20 protein-coding genes, 1 tRNA gene and 1 pseudogene are annotated in these 20118 nt (G+C 43.2%); 19 read left to right on the top strand and 3 right to left on the bottom strand.

What is annotated here, in order from left to right; translation table 11 throughout:
- Positions 1-7: 7 nt before the first annotated feature.
- Positions 8-697 (top strand): sugar phosphate nucleotidyltransferase, encoded by a 690-nt coding sequence (locus NQZ91_04810; protein UUM58691.1) that lies wholly within the window; start codon positions 8-10, stop codon positions 695-697.
- Between the two features lie 96 nt (positions 698-793).
- Here NQZ91_04810 and NQZ91_04805 read toward each other — a convergent pair.
- Positions 794-947 (bottom strand): annotated as a pseudogene (locus NQZ91_04805) (ISL3 family transposase).
- 322 nt (positions 948-1269) lie between these two features.
- Here NQZ91_04805 and NQZ91_04800 point away from each other — a divergent pair.
- The 5 genes from NQZ91_04800 (at position 1270) to NQZ91_04780 (ending at position 8220) form a co-directional block, all read left to right on the top strand.
- Positions 1270-2763: a nucleotide sugar dehydrogenase gene (locus tag NQZ91_04800; protein ID UUM58690.1), complete on the top strand. Its 1494-nt coding sequence runs from the start codon at positions 1270-1272 to the stop codon at positions 2761-2763.
- A gap of 227 nt (positions 2764-2990) precedes the next feature.
- Positions 2991-4811: an endolytic transglycosylase MltG gene (gene mltG, locus NQZ91_04795; GenBank protein UUM58689.1), complete on the top strand. Its 1821-nt coding sequence runs from the start codon at positions 2991-2993 to the stop codon at positions 4809-4811.
- A gap of 74 nt (positions 4812-4885) precedes the next feature.
- Positions 4886-5368 (top strand): transcription elongation factor GreA, encoded by a 483-nt coding sequence (gene greA, locus NQZ91_04790; protein ID UUM58688.1) that lies wholly within the window; start codon positions 4886-4888, stop codon positions 5366-5368.
- A gap of 117 nt (positions 5369-5485) precedes the next feature.
- Positions 5486-7834 (top strand): DNA translocase FtsK, encoded by a 2349-nt coding sequence (locus NQZ91_04785; protein UUM58687.1) that lies wholly within the window; start codon positions 5486-5488, stop codon positions 7832-7834.
- The gene (locus NQZ91_04780; protein UUM58686.1) at positions 7834-8220 is read left to right on the top strand and encodes a VOC family protein; all 387 of its coding nucleotides are present in this window, start codon (positions 7834-7836) and stop codon (positions 8218-8220) included. The genes NQZ91_04785 and NQZ91_04780 overlap by 1 nt, the downstream gene beginning before the upstream one ends.
- 37 nt (positions 8221-8257) lie before the next feature.
- On the opposite strand, the gene NQZ91_04775 is transcribed toward NQZ91_04780, so the two are convergent.
- A complete protein-coding gene (locus tag NQZ91_04775; protein UUM58685.1) occupies positions 8258-8611 on the bottom strand; it encodes a DUF3397 domain-containing protein in 354 nt (117 codons plus the stop codon).
- Positions 8612-8766: 155 nt separating this feature from the next.
- Between NQZ91_04775 and rplK the strand changes: the two genes are divergently transcribed.
- The 13 genes from rplK (at position 8767) to NQZ91_04710 (ending at position 18905) form a co-directional block, all read left to right on the top strand.
- Positions 8767-9192: a 50S ribosomal protein L11 gene (rplK, locus tag NQZ91_04770; protein UUM58684.1), complete on the top strand. Its 426-nt coding sequence runs from the start codon at positions 8767-8769 to the stop codon at positions 9190-9192.
- Positions 9193-9235: 43 nt separating this feature from the next.
- Complete coding sequence (gene rplA, locus NQZ91_04765; GenBank protein UUM58683.1) at positions 9236-9925, top strand: 50S ribosomal protein L1; 690 nt, start codon at positions 9236-9238, stop codon at positions 9923-9925.
- A 93-nt stretch (positions 9926-10018) separates the two neighbouring features.
- On the top strand, positions 10019-10306 hold the full coding sequence (locus tag NQZ91_04760; protein UUM58682.1) for a hypothetical protein: 288 nt from the start codon (positions 10019-10021) through the stop codon (positions 10304-10306).
- 11 nt (positions 10307-10317) lie between these two features.
- A complete protein-coding gene (gene yghU, locus NQZ91_04755; protein UUM58681.1) occupies positions 10318-11106 on the top strand; it encodes a glutathione-dependent disulfide-bond oxidoreductase in 789 nt (262 codons plus the stop codon).
- 104 nt (positions 11107-11210) lie between these two features.
- Entirely contained in the window at positions 11211-11942 is a 732-nt protein-coding gene (pyrH, locus tag NQZ91_04750; protein UUM58680.1) for a UMP kinase, read from the top strand.
- 23 nt (positions 11943-11965) lie between these two features.
- Positions 11966-12523, top strand: coding sequence for a ribosome recycling factor (frr, locus tag NQZ91_04745; GenBank protein UUM58679.1), 558 nt, complete (start codon positions 11966-11968; stop codon positions 12521-12523).
- 163 nt (positions 12524-12686) lie between these two features.
- Positions 12687-13541, top strand: a complete 855-nt coding sequence (cvfB, locus tag NQZ91_04740) for an RNA-binding virulence regulatory protein CvfB (protein ID UUM58678.1) — start codon at positions 12687-12689, stop codon at positions 13539-13541.
- Positions 13542-13551: 10 nt separating this feature from the next.
- Positions 13552-14472 carry a 2-dehydropantoate 2-reductase gene (locus tag NQZ91_04735; protein UUM58677.1) on the top strand — a complete coding sequence of 307 codons (921 nt, stop codon included), beginning with the start codon at positions 13552-13554 and terminating at the stop codon, positions 14470-14472.
- A gap of 61 nt (positions 14473-14533) precedes the next feature.
- Positions 14534-15880 (top strand): DUF1958 domain-containing protein, encoded by a 1347-nt coding sequence (locus NQZ91_04730; GenBank protein ID UUM58676.1) that lies wholly within the window; start codon positions 14534-14536, stop codon positions 15878-15880.
- 845 nt (positions 15881-16725) lie between these two features.
- Positions 16726-16941, top strand: a complete 216-nt coding sequence (locus NQZ91_04725) for a YozE family protein (protein UUM58675.1) — start codon at positions 16726-16728, stop codon at positions 16939-16941.
- A 319-nt stretch (positions 16942-17260) separates the two neighbouring features.
- Positions 17261-18283: a PhoH family protein gene (locus tag NQZ91_04720; GenBank protein UUM58674.1), complete on the top strand. Its 1023-nt coding sequence runs from the start codon at positions 17261-17263 to the stop codon at positions 18281-18283.
- Positions 18273-18797: a GNAT family N-acetyltransferase gene (locus NQZ91_04715; GenBank protein ID UUM58673.1), complete on the top strand. Its 525-nt coding sequence runs from the start codon at positions 18273-18275 to the stop codon at positions 18795-18797. The genes NQZ91_04720 and NQZ91_04715 overlap by 11 nt, the downstream gene beginning before the upstream one ends.
- Before the next feature lie 35 nt (positions 18798-18832).
- Positions 18833-18905 (top strand) — tRNA-Thr (locus NQZ91_04710).
- 40 nt (positions 18906-18945) lie between these two features.
- Here NQZ91_04710 and NQZ91_04705 read toward each other — a convergent pair.
- Positions 18946-20034, bottom strand: coding sequence for a tyrosine-type recombinase/integrase (locus NQZ91_04705; protein ID UUM58672.1), 1089 nt, complete (start codon positions 20032-20034; stop codon positions 18946-18948).
- Positions 20035-20118: the final 84 nt, after the last annotated feature.

Below are 20118 nucleotides of genomic sequence, written 5' to 3'. Positions count from 1 at the left end.
AGAATCTATGCGAGCGATTATTTTAGCAGCAGGAATGGGTACTAGATTGAGACCCCTGACATTAACAACTCCTAAATCTCTGATTAAAGTTGGGGAACAGACATTAATAGAGCGACAAATTTTATTTTTGAACGAAATCGGTATCTCAGAAATTATTGTTGTAACAGGATACTTAGCAGAAAAGTTTGACTTTTTAGAAAAGAAATATGGAGTTAAGTTAATTCACAACGATAAGTATGATATTTATAATAACTTTTACAGCATGTATCTTGTGCGGGATTTTTTGAGTGATGCCTATGTAATCGATGCAGATAACTATCTAAATTGTAACTTTCTCGATGCTGATGTACAGGTATCTACCTATTTTTCAGCTTATAAACGAGGATTTAAGGATGAGTGGTTGCTGCAATGTGATGCAGATGGTATGGTTAAAGAAATCATTATTGATAGTGGTGAAGGTACAATTCTATCTGGGGTTTCCTACTGGGACGAAGAATCTGGTCAAGTTTTGAATAGCATTTTTGAAGAGGCAATAACATCAAAAAATTTCAGAAATTTATACTGGGATGATCTAGTTAAAGAAAATCTAGATAAATTAAAAGTTTATAAAAAAGAAATAAGTTCTGATGATGTATTTGAGATTGATAATCTAGAAGATTTAGAGAAAATAAATGAATTTTTGAATCTGAAGAAATAGCTTTTCGTTTTTTATTGCGAGCAGGTTACAAAGGTGGTATTACACTCAATTGTCAAAAGCATACTTTAATTTATGTGTTAAATTATTGACTCTTTGTCAAATGTAGTGGGTTCCGAATTTCGTTTTCTCCTTCTTTATGTCCAGGGCAACCTTTATTCTTATTAAAGTTCCTAAAATCAAAAGTTTTTCGTTTTATTACTTTAATAGGAGTATTGGTCTGCTCCTGTTTGGTATTGGAATATGGCGACTCTGGAGTGTTCGTTTCCTTAGTTTGTTCAATTGTCAAATTCCAATTCCCAAATAGGTGAAGAACGACGGAATCATTTTTATAGGAAATTTGTTTTTTGAATCATTGGGAATCAAATTGTAAAAGTATTGTAAGATACTTTCTTTCCTTCTCATTCTAATGTAAAATAGATGATTATTAAAAAATTTGAGTGATTTGATAGGTTATTTACTAATTTGCAGAGTTAGTTGTTATGAAAATATTTGTACTAATATTGATCAATTTGTTGCAACTATAAATAACAAATGATATGCTTTTTGTAACTTTTGCATGATGAGGTGTTAGAATGAGCAATAGCATATTTTCAATTGAAAAATTAAAATCGATAGTCTTAGAAAATAGAAAACAGTCTGGCTATTCCCAACAAGAACTGGCTCATGCGACCGGCATCAATCGTGCCATGATCAGTAGGATTGAGAAGGGGGATTATATCCCATCCATTCCTCAGCTTGAAAGATTGGCTCAAGTCTTGGAATTTGATCTTGCTACATTATTTGTGACCAATATCGACACTTCTTCAAAAACGAGAGTTGAAAAAACCAAAATTGCTATCGCAGGTACGGGCTATGTCGGTCTGTCTAATGCCGTTCTCTTGGCGCAACACCATCGAGTTGTTGCGGTCGATGTGATTCCTGAAAAAGTTGAGTTGATCAATGCTAGGAAATCACCGATTCAGGACGACTACATCGAGCAGTATTTGGCGGAAAAGGACCTGGACCTGGTTGCGACCTTGGATGCCGAAACAGCCTACAAAGAAGCTGAAATTGTCATCATAGCTGCACCGACCAACTATGATAGCGCGGAGAATTATTTTGATACCAGTCATGTGGAGGCAGTCATTGAGACGGTCATGAAGGTCAACCCTCAAGCCCTAATGGTCATCAAGTCCACCATTCCTGTTGGCTTTACGCAGTCGGTTCGTAAAAAGTTTGGCACCAAGAACATTCTTTTCAGTCCAGAATTTTTAAGGGAATCCAAAGCCTTGTATGACAATCTCTATCCTTCCCGGATCATCGTTTCCTATGAACACGATGATGCTCCAGAGACCATTGCGGCTGCTAAAAAGGTCGCTATGCTCTTGAAAGAAGGCGCTCTGAAAGACCAGATTGAGGTCCTGCATATGGGGGCAACAGAAGCCGAAGCAGTTAAGCTCTTTGCCAATACCTATCTGGCCTTACGGGTTTCGTACTTTAATGAGTTGGATACCTACGCAGAGATGAAGGGCTTGAACTCCGAATCCATCATCCGCGGGATTGGCTTGGATCCTCGTATTGGAGAACATTATAATAATCCTTCCTTTGGCTATGGGGGCTACTGCCTGCCTAAAGATACCAAACAACTCTTAGCAAACTATGATAAAGTGCCTCAGAATATGATGTCAGCCATCGTGGAATCCAACCGTACTCGTAAGGATTTCATTGCCGATCAAGTCTTGAAATTGGCAGGATATTACGACTATTCAGGCCATGATCAATTTCATCAGGAAGTGGAGAAAGAGATTACGATTGGCATTTATCGCTTGACCATGAAGAGCAATTCGGACAATTTCCGTCAGAGTTCGATACAAGGGGTGATGAAGCGCTTGAAAGCCAAGGGGGCTAAGGTCATAATATTTGAACCCACCTTGGAAAATGGTTCGACCTTCTTTGGCTCCAAAGTTGTCAACAACTTAAAGAAATTTAAGGAAATGAGCCAGGCGATTGTGGCCAACCGTTATGATGTCAATTTGGATGATGTGACAGACAAAGTCTATACACGGGATATTTTTAGACGGGATTAAGGGAATTCCTGTCTCCTCAACGTGTGCTATGGGAATCCCACAAAACGTTCAGTTGTCACTAATAACTTGGAGAATTGAATGAAATAATGATAAAAAAACGTTGCATGTTATCAGAAAATGGTTGCATGCATTTTTTCATACAATGTCGTGTTAATGGCTTTAAATTCCTTGATTTTGTAATTTTTTTAAGATATAATAAAGGGTAATTGTGTGAAAGGAGTAGTATTGTGCCAAAGGATTTTGAAGATAAAGACACACAATCTGCTAGTTTTCGTGATCAGATATTAAGAGAACTAGAGGAATTGAAATCAAAACGCCAAAACACAGATTCGGACCTTCCGAGTAGACAGGATATTGTTGAATCCTTACAAGAATCTACAGAGAAGAAGCAAGCAACTCCAACGCATCTGCCTTTGACAGAAGCCTTGGAACAAACAAAAGAAACAGCGCCACAAACCATTCGAATTAACAAGATTGCTTTTGAGGACGAGCTTGGCCTTGAAGAAACAAAGGTTATGCCAAAGATTGCAGAAGATTTGCCTCCGAAAGCGGTTGAAATGGATTTGTCGGTCAAGGAAGAGGAAGTTGAACTGCCTCCAATCGCGCCAGAATTTTCTCAAGAAGAGGGGAACGAGACAGTAGAACCTCCATTGGAAGATACGGTTGAGCGCAGTCTGCAACAGTTGCGGACCATTGCGGCTGGAATGGATTATCCGGAAATAGCCGAAGAAGAGCCACTTCCTCAACCTGAACCGATGATTTTACCTCCATTGGAAGATGAGTCGGTATTTACAAGAGATGAGGTAGAGGTTGCTCCTGCAGTAACTCCTCAACCTGAACCAGTGACTCCTGTTGTTGAAATGGAAGAACCCTTGGCAAGAAGACGCGGTGCGACCAAGCAAGTTAAGAAGAAACAAGATAAAACAGCTAAGAAAATTGTCGGGACCATTGTTTCCTTGGTTGCCTTGGCCCTGGTGGCTACCTTGATTGCTGGTTTCTTCTATGTCAAGTCAAGCTTAGAACCAGTCAATGTGGAAGCTTCAGAGACTATTCAAGTGGAAATTCCAGAAGGTTCTTCTACTAGTCAAATCGGTCAAATTCTTTTAGAAAATAAGCTGATTAAGAACGCGACAGTCTTTAACTACTTCTCTAAATTAAAGAGCTATAATAGCTTCCAGAGTGGTTTCTATAATTTGAACCAGGCCATGTCTGTAGAAGATTTGGCTAAGAAGTTGCAAGAGGGAGGAACTCCAGTCGCTGAAAAACCTGCATCAGGTAAAATCCTGGTTATTGAGGGGTACACCATTGAGCAGATTGCCCAAGCGATTACCCAAAATAGTGCTTCAGAGGATGAAAAAGCGGAATCTCCATTTAGCTCGGATGCCTTTATGGCAACGGTTCAGGACCCAGCTTTCATCACGCGAATGACAGAGACTTATCCAGACCTCTTTGCAAGCCTGCCTGCAGCGGATAGTGGTGTTAAGCATCAGTTGGAAGGATATCTCTTTCCAGCTACTTATGAGTATTACGAAGACACGACTGTTGAGCAATTGGTAGAAGATATGATTGCGGCGACCAATACTGCCTTGCAACCATACTATGCGGAGCTTCCAAACAAGGGCTTGAATGTGAATTCAGTATTGACCATGGCTTCACTGGTTGAAAAGGAAGGTACTACAGACGAGGACCGTCGGAATATCGCAAGCACTTTCTACAATCGTATGAACATCGGCATGCCTTTGCAGTCTAACATCGCTGTTTTGTATGCAATGGGCAAACTGGGTGAGAAGACAACCTTGGCTGAGGATGCAGGAATCGACACTGCGATTGATTCACCTTATAACAACTACGTACACCTAGGTCTAATGCCTGGTCCTGTAGGAAGTCCAAGTTTGGCAGCTATTCAGGCGACCATCAATCCAAACCAGACAGACTATCTCTACTTTGTAGCAGATGTGACGACTGGAGAAGTGTATTTTACCGCTTCATTTGACGAGCACAATCAAAACGTTGAAACACACGTAAATAGCAAATTAAATAATCAATAAGGTTGAGGCAAAATTATGTGGATTTTCCGCATAATTTTGTTTTCATCCCTGACAAACATGAAAAGGAAGTAAAAATGGCAGAAAAAACCTATCCAATGACCTTGGAAGAAAAGGAATTGTTGGAAAAAGAATTAGAAGAACTGAAGTTGGTCCGTCGTCCGGAGATTGTGGAGCGTATTAAAATCGCCCGTTCTTACGGAGACCTTTCGGAAAACTCTGAATACGAAGCAGCTAAAGATGAGCAGGCTTTTGTAGAGGGTCAAATTTCAACTATCGAGAACAAGATTCGTTATGCGGAAATTGTCAATAGCGATGCTGTTGCAGCAGACGAAGTGGCTATCGGTAAGACCGTTACAGTTCAAGAAATTGGTGAGACAGACGAAGATGTTTATCACATCGTTGGTGCTGCTGGTGCGGATGCCTTTGCCAATAAGATTTCAAATGAAAGTCCTATCGGTCATGCCTTGATTGGTAAGAAGACTGGAGATGTTGCTCTGATTGAGACACCAGCTGGAAGCTACCAGGTGAAAATCTTGAATGTTGAAAAGACAAAATAAAAGTGTGGGGAGAGTCGAAAGATTCTCTCTTTCTCGTCTCGTCAGTACCTGCATTTCTAGCCTGAATTCGGACTAAAAATATGGTAAAATAAAGAGATTGAGAAAGTTGAGGTTGTAATGAAACAAGCAAATAAAAAAGGAAAGAAAACAAGGCGGCCGACCAAGGCTGAAATAGCCCAACAAGACAGGGTCAAAAAAATCTTGATTCGGATTTTCGGCGTCCTATTCATTATTTTGACAGCTAGTCGGCTGGGTGCCTTTGGTGTGACGGCCTACAATGTCTTCCGCCTGCTATTTGGTAGTCTATCTTATCTAGTCCTGGCAGGACTTATAGTCTACTTTGTTTTCCCCCAATTTTGGCAGCGCAGAGAAGGGATGATTTCGGGCTTTTACCTGATTGTGGCCGGTCTTCTGATAGGCTTTCAGGCCTATTTGGATGTTTCCTACAGTGGTTCGGACCTCTTTACCTATAGTTTGCGGCTGAGTTTGAATGAGCTATCGCGTTTTCAGGTCAAGGAGTTTCTGGGTGGAGGCCTGCTGGGTAGCGCCTTCTATATGCCCATTGCCTTCCTATTTTCTAATCTAGGCTCCTTTTTCATCGGTCTTCTCTTGATTGCCTTTGGTATTTTCTTTATGAGTCCATGGTCTGTCTACGATGTGGCCGATGGCCTGGCAGTTCTCAAGGATAAGATGACGGAGGGCCAGTTAAAAAGGGCAGAGCTTCGGGAGTTGAAGCGGGCCGAGCGAGAAGAAAAACGCCAGCTAGAATTGGCTCGCTTGGAGGAAGAGCGCCTGCGTTTGGAGGAAGAAGAATCATTGGCCTTGGATAGGCCAGTCGATTTGGAAACGGGTGAAATTCTAGACGCAGAACCAGTTCAAGTGCCCATTATTTCAGAATACGATCATTTAGAAGAGGTAGAAGATGAATTTCCAGTTATGCTGGTTGAGGATGAGGAAGCACACCTAAGTGCCGACCTTCCAGAAGAAGTGGATGATGTCGAAGTTCAGATCGACTTCAAACCCAAGCTCAAGCAACGCTTGGCCTACAAATTACCGTCCATTGACCTCTTTGCGCCAATCAAGGCCAAAAGCCAGTCCAATGAAAAACGTCTGGTCCGACAGAACATTAAGATTTTGGAAGACACCTTTGCCAGCTTTGGTATCAAGGTAGTTGTAGAGCGAGCAGAAATCGGACCGTCGGTCACCCGCTATGAATTAAAACCCGCTGTCGGTGTCCGTGTCAATCGGATTTCCAATTTGGCGGATGATTTGGCTCTGGCTCTAGCTGCCAAAGATGTCCGTATTGAGGCGCCAATTCCGGGAAAATCCTTGGTCGGTATCGAGGTACCCAATTCTGAAGTGGCTATGGTGCCCTTCCGTGAACTTTGGGAACAATCTAAGACGGATGCTAACAAACTCTTGGAAATTCCGCTTGGAAAAGCAGTCAACGGCTCTGTCAAATCCTTTGACCTTGCCAAAATGCCTCACTTGCTGGTAGCAGGATCGACCGGTTCTGGTAAATCTGTCGCGGTCAACGGTATTATTTCTTCTATTTTGATGAAGGCCAGTCCTGACCAAGTCAAGTTTATGATGATTGACCCCAAAATGGTTGAATTGTCGGTCTATAATGATATTCCCCACCTGCTCATCCCTGTTGTGACCAATCCTCGTAAGGCAGCGCGCGCCCTGCAAAAGGTGGTGGACGAGATGGAGAAACGCTACGAACTCTTCAGTCATATCGGCGTCCGTAACCTTGAAGGCTACAATGCCAAGGTTGAGGAATTTAACAGCCGTTCCGAGGAAAAACAAATTCCCCTACCTTTGATTGTCGTCATCGTGGACGAGTTGGCTGACCTGATGATGGTCGCCAGCAAGGAAGTGGAGGATGCCATTATCCGTCTGGGGCAAAAAGCTCGTGCGGCAGGCATTCACATGATTTTAGCAACCCAGCGTCCGTCCGTTGATGTTATTTCAGGTCTGATCAAGGCAAATGTGCCGTCTCGTGTGGCTTTTGCGGTCGCATCGGGCACGGATTCGCGGACCATTTTGGGAGAAAATGGCGCCGAAAAACTCCTCGGTCGCGGGGACATGCTCTTCCATCCTATTGGCGAGTCGGCTCCAATTCGCTTACAAGGCTCCTTTATCTCGGATGATGATGTCGAGCGGATTGTCAGCTTTGTCAAAGATCAGGCCGATGCCGAATACGACGAGTCCTTTGATCCGGGCGAAGTAGCAGAAGGCGATGGTGGTTTCGATGACAATGGCGGAGCTTCTGAGGGTGACCCTCTCTTCAATGAGGCGCGTGCCCTCGTCATCGAAACGCAAAAGGCTTCCGCATCTATGATCCAGCGCCGCCTATCGGTCGGTTTTAACCGCGCAACCCGTTTGATGGAAGAATTAGAGGCAGCTGGCGTCATCGGTCCAGCCGAAGGGACCAAACCTAGAAAAGTATTGGAGACACAGTAATGACCTTTGAAACGATGCACCACCTAGCCATTATCGGCAGTAATTATGACAAAACTAGAGAATTTTATGTGGACAAATTGGGCTTTGAACAGCTGGATGAGCATATTCGCCCAGAAAAAAATGACATTCTTTTCAATGTCAAAAAGGACAATCTGGTCTTAGAAATCTTTATCAAGCCTGACGCTCCCTTGCGCCCCAAAATGCCTCAACCAGAACACACTGGCCTACGGCATTTAGCTTTTAAGGTCGCAGATGTAGAGGCCTGTCTGGCGGAGTTTGACCGCTTGGACATTCCCCACGAAACCCTGCGATATGACGATTTTGATGGCAAGAAGATGGCCTTCTTCTTTGACCCAGATGGTCTACCATTAGAAATTCATGAATAGAAAAAATCCCTTCTGACAATTTCTCAGGAGGGATTGCTTATTTTTGGGTAAAGATGGCGACGAGAAGACCGATGTACATGAGAAAGGTCAGGAGAAAACCAGCTCTCCAGTAAACCTTGAAAAAACGCTTGTAGTCTAATTCTCTTTTTTTATAGAGAGTGCCAGTTAGCAGAATCAGCAAGAGCAGAGAAAGAGCTAGCAGTAGGTGGGGTAGCAGGCTGCTGTAGTAGAGCTTATCTGTTAGGATGATAAATTCAAAAGCGAACATAGGAAAAGCCAGGTCTGCAAAGTTCCAACCCCTCTTATTTAACTTTAATAATTTGACAAATAGAATTGAAATAATCAGCGTAACAATTGGATAAACAACCGCTGCAATTTTCAGTAATAACATACTTATATTCTATTAAAAAAATAAAAAAAAGTAAACATAAAGCTTGCATTTTTCCTGAAATCGTGTATAATAAAAAGGTATGTGTAAATGCGCATATTTGTGGGAGGTAAAAATCTTTAATTACCGCCAAAACCACAATAGGAGGATTTTATATCATGGCTAAAAAAGTCGAAAAACTCGTAAAACTTCAGATTCCTGCAGGTAAAGCTACTCCAGCTCCACCAGTCGGACCAGCACTTGGTCAAGCAGGTATCAATATCATGGGATTCACTAAAGAGTTCAACGCTCGTACAGCTGACCAAGCTGGTATGATCATCCCAGTTGTTATCTCTGTGTATGAAGATAAATCATTCACTTTCATCACTAAAACACCACCAGCTGCTGTTCTTTTGAAAAAAGCTGCAGGTGTTGAAAAAGGTTCAGGTACACCAAACAAAACTAAAGTTGCAACAGTTACTCGTGCACAAGTACAAGAAATTGCTGAAACTAAAATGCCTGACTTGAACGCTGCATCTCTTGAAGCTGCAATGCGTATGATCGAAGGTACTGCTCGTTCTATGGGATTCACTGTTGCTGACTAAGCAGTAGCACCCAAGATTATCTGATTACAAGGAGACATATAACATGGCTAAAAAAAGCAAAAACTTGCGTGCTGCTCTTGAGAAAATCGACAGCACAAAATTGTACAGCGTAGAAGAAGCTGTTGCTCTTGCAAAAGAAACAAACTTCGCTAAATTTGACGCGTCAGTTGAAGTTGCTTACAACTTGAACATCGACGTACGTAAAGCGGACCAACAAATCCGTGGTGCAATGGTATTGCCAAACGGTACTGGTAAAACTTCACGCGTTCTTGTTTTCGCACGTGGTGCTAAAGCAGAAGAAGCAAAAGCTGCTGGTGCAGACTTTGTTGGTGAAGATGACCTCGTTGCTAAAATCAACGGTGGTTGGTTGGACTTCGACGTTGTTATCGCAACTCCAGATATGATGGCTGTTGTTGGACGTCTTGGTCGCGTACTTGGTCCACGTAACTTGATGCCAAACCCTAAAACTGGTACAGTAACTATGGATGTTGCTAAAGCAGTTGAAGAGTCTAAAGGTGGTAAAATCACTTATCGTGCTGACAAAGCAGGTATCGTACAAGCTCTTATTGGTAAAGTATCATTTGACGCTGACAAACTCGTTGAAAACTTTAAAGCTTTCCACGATGTAATGGCTAAAGCTAAACCAGCTACAGCTAAAGGTACGTACATGACTTCAGTATCAATTACAACAACACAAGGTGTTGGTATCAAAGTTGATCCTAACTCATTGTAATGAGTAGAGGGACTGTCTTCGGGCAGTCTTTTTCTGTTTGAAAATGCCTGAATTTTAGTGTATAATATGTCCAGGCATATCAAGGAGGTTAGTATGAGAAAAGCAAATTCTGACGAATTTTATAGCCATTTATCTGCTGTTTACAATTTAGAAGAAGGTATTATTTCGGATGTCTTGCGTGAGAAGATTGTGGAGTTTGCGCAGAAATTAGACAAGTCGGACAATCTCTATCTCTTGGCAGATCAACTCTCTGTTTTTGTCAATGCAGAAGTGACTGCTCTGACCTGGCGGGCGCCCAAGGAACTGGTTGAATTGGCCCGCTATATCCAGGATTTGCAAGTAAGCTACAATCGCTATGTCATGGGTTTAAACAGCCTATAGGAGGAAATAGAATGACAGATTATGTGAAACCACAGGTATGGAAGTGGGAAGATGAAAATGACAATCGGACTGGTAACCGTCCTAGCGCAGGTAGCCGTTTTGAGCAAACCTTGCCCAAAGGCGACAAGCCCTTGCAGGTTTACTCACTTGGAACACCCAATGGCATAAAGGTGGCTATCATGCTGGAAGAACTCAAGGAATTGGGGATATCGGATGCGGCTTATGACCTGTTCTTGATTGAAATTGGCAAAGGCGACCAGTTTGGTTCAGATTTTGTAGACATCAATCCAAACTCAAAAATTCCTGCCATGGTGGATTATTCAGGGGCAGATCCTGTCCGTGTCTTTGAGTCTTCTCATATTTTGCTCTATTTGGCTGAGAAATTTGATGCCTTCTTGCCAAGGGACTGGGCAGGTCGCACGGAAGTCCTCAATTGGCTCTTCTGGCAGACTGGTGCAGCACCCTTTGTTGGTGGTGGCTTTGGACATTTCTATCACTACGCGCCAACTGCCCAGGAATATCCGATTAACCGCTATGCCATGGAAACCAAGCGTCAACTAGATGTGTTAGACCAGCTCTTGGCGACCCGTCCCTATATTGCTGGCGACGAATACACTATTACGGATATTGCCATCTGGTCTTGGTATGGTCGTCTGGCTCAGGGCAATCTCTATCCAGGTTCCAAGGAATTTTTAGATGTTGCTAGCTATCAGAACCTCAATCAGTGGGTGGAGAAAATTGCTAAGCGTCCAGCAGTTGCACGGGGCTTGGCGGTGGAGTACCAAAAATTGGATGCATAAATTTTAGAAGGGGATTCGTTTGGAAATCTCCGTTTTCTCAGATATTTTTCTATAAAAATCCCCGATTTTATGATAAAATACTAGGGATGAAATAGAGGAGAGAGATGATGAAACCTAAATACGAACGTATTCTAATCAAACTATCTGGAGAGGCCTTGGCTGGTGAACGTGGTGTCGGAATTAACATCAAGACAGTTCAGGAAATGGCCAAGGAAATCCAGGAAGTGGCTGAGTCTGGTGTGCAGATTGCCCTTGTAATTGGTGGTGGGAACCTCTGGCGTGGGGAGCCTGCAGCAGAAGCTGGTATGGATCGTGTACAAGCAGATTACACAGGGATGCTGGGAACAGTTATGAATGCCCTGGTGATGGCGGATTCCCTCAAGCAGCTTGGTGTGGATACTCGTGTGCAAACAGCTATTTCTATGCAGTCTGTGGCAGAGCCTTATATTCGCGGTCGTGCTCTCCGTCATTTGGAAAAAGGTCGTATCGTTATCTTTGGTGCTGGTATCGGCTCACCGTATTTCTCAACCGATACGACGGCTGCTCTTCGTGCAGCAGAAATCGAAGCAGATGCCATTCTCATGGCTAAAAATGGGGTCGACGGTGTTTACAATGCAGACCCTCGTAAGGATGCCAATGCGGTTAAGTTCAATGAATTGACCCACCGTGAAGTTATCCATCGTGGTCTTAAAATCATGGATGCCACAGCATCAACTCTTTCAATGGACAATGACATCGACCTGGTTGTCTTTAACATGAATGAGCCAGGCAATATCAAACGTGTTGTTTTCGGTGAGCCAATCGGTACAACCGTTTCTAACAAAGAAGAAAAATAAAAACAAAAAGAAAAGGATATTTTATGTCGAAAGAAATTATTGCCAAAGCGCAAGAGCGTATGAATCAATCTCACCAGAGCTTGGCACGTGAATTTAGCCATATCCGTGCAGGTCGTGCCAATGCTAGTCTCCTGGACCGTATCTCTGTGGATTACTACGGAGCGCCAACACCGCTCAACCAGTTAGCTGGTATCACTGTGCCAGAGGCGCGTGTTCTTCTTATCACACCGTTTGATAAGTCTATCTTGAAAGATATCGAACGTGCCTTGAATGCGTCTGACCTTGGCTTGACACCACAATCTGACGGTACAGTTATCCGCTTGGTTATCCCTGCATTGACAGAGGAAACACGTAAGAACTTGGCAAAAGACGTGAAAAAAGTGGGTGAGAACTCGAAAGTAGCTATCCGTAACATCCGTCGTGACGCTATGGACGAGGCCAAAAAAGCTGAGAAGGCCAAAGAAATCACGGAAGATGATTTGAAGACGCTTGAAAAAGACATCCAAAAAGTCACTGACGATGCGATTAAGACCATCGACAAGATGACAGCTGACAAGGAAAAAGAACTCTTAGAAGTTTAACCAGCACAAGGGGAATGGGAAGACAAAGATCTACAGAATCCTTGTCTTTCCTTCCTTTTTTTGCTAGCTTTGCATGATTGTTTTCCTAGAGATTTGTCTAAAGAGTAAGCAGCAGAGCCTCCAAAAATGCAGGCGCCCAATGGTTGCCTAGAAAGAAATAGCTATGAATGATTTACTAGCTCACTATATTGTCGGATTAGTGACCGACCAAAATGACCAGTTTTACTTCATCCAAAAGGATGGCAAGACCTTTGCCCTGTCCAAGGAAGAAGGGGATTTTCAGCTGGGTCAATCTGTCAAGGGCTTTGCCTACACAGATATGAAGCAGAAATTGCGCTTGACGACCAAGGAAGTGGGAGCAACCCGCGATACCTTTGGCTGGGGAACGGTAACAGAAGTGAGGAAGGACTTGGGTGTCTTTGTTGATACGGGCTTGCCGGACAAGGAAGTGGTTGTGTCCTTGGACATCCTTCCTGACATCAAGGAACTCTGGCCCAAGAAAGGCGACCAGCTCTATGTCAAGTTGGACGTTGACAAGAAAGACCGAATTTGGGCTTTACCTGCCTTTCAAGAGGAATTTCAAAAGATGGCAGGTCCTGCTTATGACAATATGCAAAACCAGACCCTCAAGGCCATTGTCTACCGCTTGAAACTCAATGGGACCTTTGTTTACTTGCCAGACAACAATATGCTGGGTTTTATTCATCCTACCGAGCGTTATGCGGAGCCACGTTTGGGCCAGGTCCTGGAGGCTCGTGTCATCGGCTATCGGGCTGTTGACCGGACCCTCAATCTGTCGCTTAAACCACGCTCATTTGAGATGTTGGAAAATGATGCCCAGATGATTTTGACTTATCTGGAAAGCAATGGCGGCTTTATGACCTTGAATGACAAGTCTGCTCCGGAAGACATCAAGGCCACCTTTGGCATTTCCAAGGGGCAATTCAAAAAAGCCCTGGGTGGGCTGATGAAAGCCGGTAAAATCAAGCAAGATGCGATTGGGACAGAATTGATTTAGGAGAAGAATCATGCGTGTATATATTGCTGGTAGTGGAGCCATGGGTTGCCGTTTTGGTTATTCTCTGTCTAAGACTGATCATGAGGTGATTTTGCTGGACAATTGGGAGGACCATATTCAGGCTATCCGTGAAAATGGCCTCAAGGTGACGGGGGATTTTGACGAGACGGTCAAGCTGCCGATTATGAAACCGACTGAGGCTGTGGAAGTGGCGGATTTGATTATCCTCTTGACCAAGGCAGACCAGTTACCAAAAATGTTGCAGGATATTAAGGGGATTATCGGTGAACAGACCAAGGTACTCAGTCTTTTGAATGGGTTGGGTCATGCGACCACCATGCGCCGCTATGTGCCAGATGAGTCGATCATGGTTGGAGTGACCATTTGGTTGGCTGGGCTCAAGGGGCCAGGTCATGCTCATCTGGAGGGACCAGGATCCATTTTCCTGCAAAATATGTCTGGGGACGGTCAGGCTGTTGCCCACATCGTGGACATGTTTAACCAAGCGGGACTCAATGCGACATATGATGAGAATGTGATTGAATCTATTTGGCGCAAGGCCTGTGTCAATGGGGTCATGAATCCGACCTGTACCATTATGGACTGTACCATTGGGGAACTTTTTGGAACGGAAGGTGGACTCAATCTGGTTCAGGGGATTTTCAAGGAATTTATCGCTGTGGCGCGTGCGGAAGTAGGGAATATCGATGAAGAGGGAATTTGGAAGTACATCATGGAAACTTCTAAAAAGGCCTCACATCATTATCCGTCCATGCATCAGGACTTGATCCAACATGGTCGCAAGACGGAGATTGACTATCTGAATGGAGCGGTAGTTTTCAAGGGCAAGCGGGTTGGTATTCCAACGCCTTATTGCCAGATGATGACGGACATGGTTCATGCCAAGGAAGCCATGTTGGGATTGCGTTAGGAGGAAGTGCAGGGGTTGTAGTTATCCTCCGGTTTATCAATAAAAATCAATGGAGATTATAGTGAAAAGATTACTACTTGCTCTACTGTTAATTGGCCTGGTTTGGGGTGGTTCGGTAGTAAAAGCAGATGAATTGATGGATATTGCTAGAGCTTCTGGTTATGAGGTTTATGAGGGCTACAGGCCCAAGTCTTCTATATTGATTGATGGAAATACTGGGGATATTGTTTGGCAAGATAATATTGATGAGTCAAGGGATCCGGCTAGTATGAGTAAGCTCATGACCTTGTATCTGGTCTATGAAGCCATTGGTCAGGGCAAGTTGACAGAAGATACGATTATCAGGGCAACGGAGACTGACCAGGCGATTTCTGCTATCCATGAAATTTCGAACAATCCGATCTATGCTAGTGTTGATTATACAGTGGGTGATTTGATTGCCATGACCTTGGTACCATCTTCCAATGTAGCGACAGTCATGTTGGCCAATTATTTGTCTAACAATGATCCGGATGCTTTTATGGACATGATGAATGCCAAGGCCAAGGAGCTGGGTATGACCAATTCTGTCTGGAACAATCCAGGAGGAGCAGGGGCAAGCGGCTTTAGAGGTTACTATAGTCCCAAGCGTTATGACAATTCGGCTTCCAACCAGACAACAGCGCGTGATATGGCCATTTTGGTCTACCATTTGACCAAAAAATATCCTGCTATTTTGGAATATACGCGCCATCGGGTCATTGTTACGATGGTGGACACTCCCTACCAGCAGGCCTATAATTCCTATAATTATTCTTTACCAGGAAATATCTACGGTTTAGAAGGGGTCACTGGTCTCAAAACCGGTTCCAGTCCTCGTGCGGCCTTCAATATTTCCATGACCATCGATCGAGGCGGGCAAAAGATGATTGCAGTCATTATGGGTGTGGGTACCTGGTCTGATATGAATTCGGATTTCCAGCGCCATGCCTTTGCTAACGCCTTGATTAATAAGGCTTATCAGGACTTTGAATATAAGAAAGTCTTGACAGCTGGTAAACATAGCCAGGACGGGAAGCATTACCAGGTTGAGTCGGACCTATATGCGACTGTCCCCGTTGGAACTAGTCCCAAATTGGTATATAAGGATGGGCAGGTCTATGCGGATAATGGTTTGGATTCGGTCAGTCCCTTGATTCAGGATTCTGTGAAGGCTGAAGATACAGGTGTCTTGGCAACGGTCAATAAGGCCTTGGTCAAAAAGCAATCCGCTGAAGCTGACAATCAAACAGATTTCACCCTAACTTGGATTGGTTCTAGTCTGGTCTTGTTACCACTGGCTCTGGTTTCCTATTTTATTTTTAGGAATGAGCAGAAAAATCGTGCCCAATTTAAGGAAAGACGCAAGAGTCGTTCGAGAAATAAATAGTTTGTTAGAACGTCGATAAACTAAATTCTGGATAAATTAACTGAGTAGCTCTGCTAAGAAAAAAACAAAAATTTAGATTATTTTGCGAGCGGAGCGAGCCCTAAACCAGGACTTTCCGCCGTGATGAAAATGCCTGAAACGTCGTCGTTTCAGGTATTCGGAGTATTTGAGACCTTAGGCTCAAAGGAACAGAGGATTTGAGGAACTGCTCAGCAGTTCCCTATTTCCAACCTTTGATAGTCACTCCCCTGACTAAATGAACCGAACTGCGTTCGTTCTATTTCCAACCTCCGAAAGTCACTCCCCTGACTAAATGAATCGAACTGCGTTCGTTCTATTTCCAACCTCCGAAAGTCACTCCCCTGACTAAATGAATCGAACTGCGTTCGTTCTATTTCCAACCTCCGAAAGTCACTCCCCTGACTAAATGAACCGAACTGCGTTCGTTCTATTTCCAACCTCCGAAAGTCACTCCCCTGACTAAATGAACCGAACTGCGTTCGTTCTATTTCCAACCTCCGAAAGTCACTCCCCTGACTAAATGAACCGAACTGCGTTCGTTCCATTTCCAACCTCCGAAAGTCACTCCCCTGACTAAATGAACCGAACTGCGTTCGTTCCATTTCCAACCTCCGAAAGTCACTCCCCTGACTAAATGAACCGAACTGCGTTTGTTCCATTTCCAACCTCCGAAAGTCACTCCCCTGACTTTCGGAGCCATCCAACATCACCTCAGGAAAGTCTGAAAAGAGACTTTGTCTACAAACTGAGTTTGTTTTACTTTATGGAGAATCCTTTGGTTCTGAACTGAAGGATTCTTTCATCATTAAGGAGAATAGGATAGTATGAGAAGAACCTTTTATAGCTGGTTGATGACCCAGCGAAATCCCAAGTCCAACGAGCCTGTGGCTATTTTGGCTGATTTTGCCTTTGAAGAGTATGATTTCCCAAAGCAATCAACGGATTTTGATGAGGTCAGTCGCTTTTTGGAGGAGTCGGCCAGTTTTGCTTTTTCAATGTCTGATTTTGACGCCATTTGGGAGGACTATATGGCCCATTAGCCTGCACTGCATATAGGATTATTTCATATAATCATACCAATATAAAAGCAAAAATGTAAAAATTTACATAAAAACCAAAAAATAATGTTCATTTAGTTGCAATTTATCACTAAATAGGGTTATAATACAAGTGTAAGAATAATTTCTTACGAAAATCGTGGAGATCTACTTATTCCTTTATAACCTAATCCCTTTATATAATGAACACGGTCTCCATAGGAGCAGAGAGGTGATCTTCTCTGTTCTTTTTGTTTTCACAAGGCCAGTTTGAGAGATTTTTGGTATAATAATAGAAAAGCACAGGTAAAGGAGCAAGTCTTTGCAAGAACATTCTATTGATATTCAACTCAGCCATCCGGATGATAGTTTTAGTCTTTTTGGGTCCAATGAGCGCCATTTGCGTCTGATGGAGCAGGAGCTGGGAGTGGTCATTCATGCTCGGACAGAAAAGGTCCAGGTCATTGGTCAAGCTGACCATGTTGAGCAGGCCCGTCTGGTCATCCAGTCCCTCTTGGTCTTGGTCAATCGCGGGCTAACTGTGTCAACGCCAGATGTGGTTACGGCTATTTCCATGGCCAAAAATGATGAAATCGAAAAATTTGTCGCCCTCTATGAGGAAGAAATCATTAAGGACAATTCTGGCAAGCCCATTCGTGTCAAGACCTTGGGGCAGAAGGTTTATGTGGATGCTGTTAAGCGACATGATATTGTCTTTGGTATCGGTCCAGCAGGGACGGGAAAAACCTTCCTGGCTGTGACCTTGGCTGTCACCGCCCTCAAGCGTGGCCAGGTCAAGCGGATTGTCCTGACTCGTCCTGCGGTTGAGGCTGGTGAAAGTCTGGGCTTTTTGCCGGGGGATTTGAAGGAGAAGGTTGATCCTTATCTGCGTCCCGTTTACGATGCCCTCTATCAGATTTTGGGTAAGGAGCAGACCACTCGTCTCATGGAGCGGGAGATTATCGAAATTGCACCTTTGGCTTATATGAGGGGGCGGACGCTGGAAGATGCCTTTGTCATTCTGGATGAGGCGCAAAACACTACTATCATGCAGATGAAGATGTTTTTGACCCGTCTCGGTTTTAATTCCAAGATGATTGTCAACGGGGATATTAGTCAGATTGACCTACCTCGTAAGGTCAAGTCTGGTTTAATTGATGCTACGGAAAAATTGAAAAATATTTCGCAGATTGATTTTGTCTATTTTTCTGCCAAGGACGTGGTCCGTCATCCGGTTGTTGCCCAGATTATCAATGCTTACGAACAAGATGCATTAGCAGCAGATAGCCGAGCAAGTTTTGAGGTGATTGGGGAGCCTAGTGGGAACGAAGAGGATGAAGATTAGTCAATTTTCAAATCATTATCAAGTCCGAAAGCTAACTGAAGCTGACTTAGCGCAGGTTTTGGTTCTTTACCAGACCAATCCCCTCTATTTTGAACATTATCCGCCTAGTCCGAGTTTGGAAGGTTTGCGGCAAGATTTAGTCAATTGTCCGCCTGGGAAGGGCCTGTCAGATAAGTATTTTGTCGGTTACTGGTGGGACAAACAGTTGGTGGCAGTGCTGGATTTGAATGCCGGCTATCCTGATGACCAGATAGCTTACATTGGTCTCTTTATGGTGGACGGTAGCTTGGCTGGTCAGGGAATAGGTTCCAAAATCATGGCAGAGCTAGAAAGTCAGTTAGGACAGTATTTCCAAAAAGTCAGACTAGGCTATGTGGCGGCCAATCCACAGGCCAGTCGATTTTGGCAAAAGCAGTGCTTTGAAAGAGTTGCTGAGAAAACTGTAGAATCTATTCAGATATGTATAGCGGAAAAGAGTCCTTTTATAGGCTTTTTTTCTTTCAAAAAATATTGACAAATTTCCAGAGTATGATATACTGATAAGGTACTGCTGGTTTAGCTCAGTCGGTAGAGCGCATCCATGGTAAGGATGAGGTCGCCGGTTCAATCCCGGCAACTAGCATAAAATAACGTTAAAAACCCTTGATACACAAGGGTTTTTATTATGTCTGCCCCAAATCCGCCCCAAATTTTTCAAATATCTTTCTGACCTTGTCATTACTCTTTTCTTTTAACGATTCGAGTTGGTGGGCATAGACTTTGAGTGTGATGTTTAAATTTTCATGTCCCAATAATTGGGAGATGGAAATCAATTCAACACCTTGGGTAATCAAGTATGAAGCATAGGTATGTCTCAATGAGTGTATGTGGACATTTCGCCCAACAATTTTCTTAATAGTCTTATTGGCTGCTGCATTCGATACGGAAGCAAAAATTCTATTTTGATCATTCTCGATCCAATACTTTTCTTTGTACGCGATCAGCAAATTGATAGTCTGGTCATCAATCGGGACTTTTCTTATCGAGCTGCTATTTTTTGTTGGTGCAAAATCAAAAGTAGTATTGTAATTATACGTTTTATTGATGTCAATCAATCCATTTTCAAAATCTATATCATCCCAAGTCAATCCAACTGCTTCAGCAAAACGCATACCTGTTACAGCGATTAAGTAGATAATAGCATACGAATGATATTCTATCTTTTCTCTTGTTTTGTGGATTAGGTCGGTATACTCTTGCATTTCCAAAAACTTGGTTTCTTTTGCGAATGATTCTACCGATGAGCGTATAATAGCAAAATCGCAGAAGTTCCGCTCAATGATTCCCTCATGCACAGCCATCTTAACTGCTGCCTTGACTTGATAATGGAATTTTTCAACCGTTTCTTGTGTGTGTGTGCTGGCGAATTGATTTAGTACCTGTTGATACATGCTGTTTGTAATTTCGGTTAACTTTGTATCTTTAAAGTACAACTTGACTTTTCTTTCTGTATGCTGATATTTCTTCCAAGTGACAGGCGTGACATTTGGCTTTTTATGTATCTCAGCCCAGTTGTGGTAATAGTCCAAAAATGTTTGTTTGTCATCAATAAATACATTATTGATAAGTAATCTCTCCGCCTTGCTTGCAGCAGTTTGAGCCAATTTCTTTGTTGCAAATCCACCTTTTGATTTCTGCTTAAATGAGCCGTCTGGGGCTTTGTAGGAGATACGGTATTCCCATCCGTTATCTCTTTTTCTAAAATATGCCATTGATTTACCCTTTCTAATTTGATAAAATGGGTATAGTAAAGAGACCTACTGCAAAGCAGGTTTTTACTATACGAGATACCCTAC

The sequence above is a fragment of the Streptococcus suis genome, from assembly GCA_024583055.1.
GTDB classification, from domain to species: Bacteria; Bacillota; Bacilli; order Lactobacillales; family Streptococcaceae; genus Streptococcus; species Streptococcus suis_V.
This window is presented reverse-complemented; position numbering and strand designations above follow the sequence as displayed.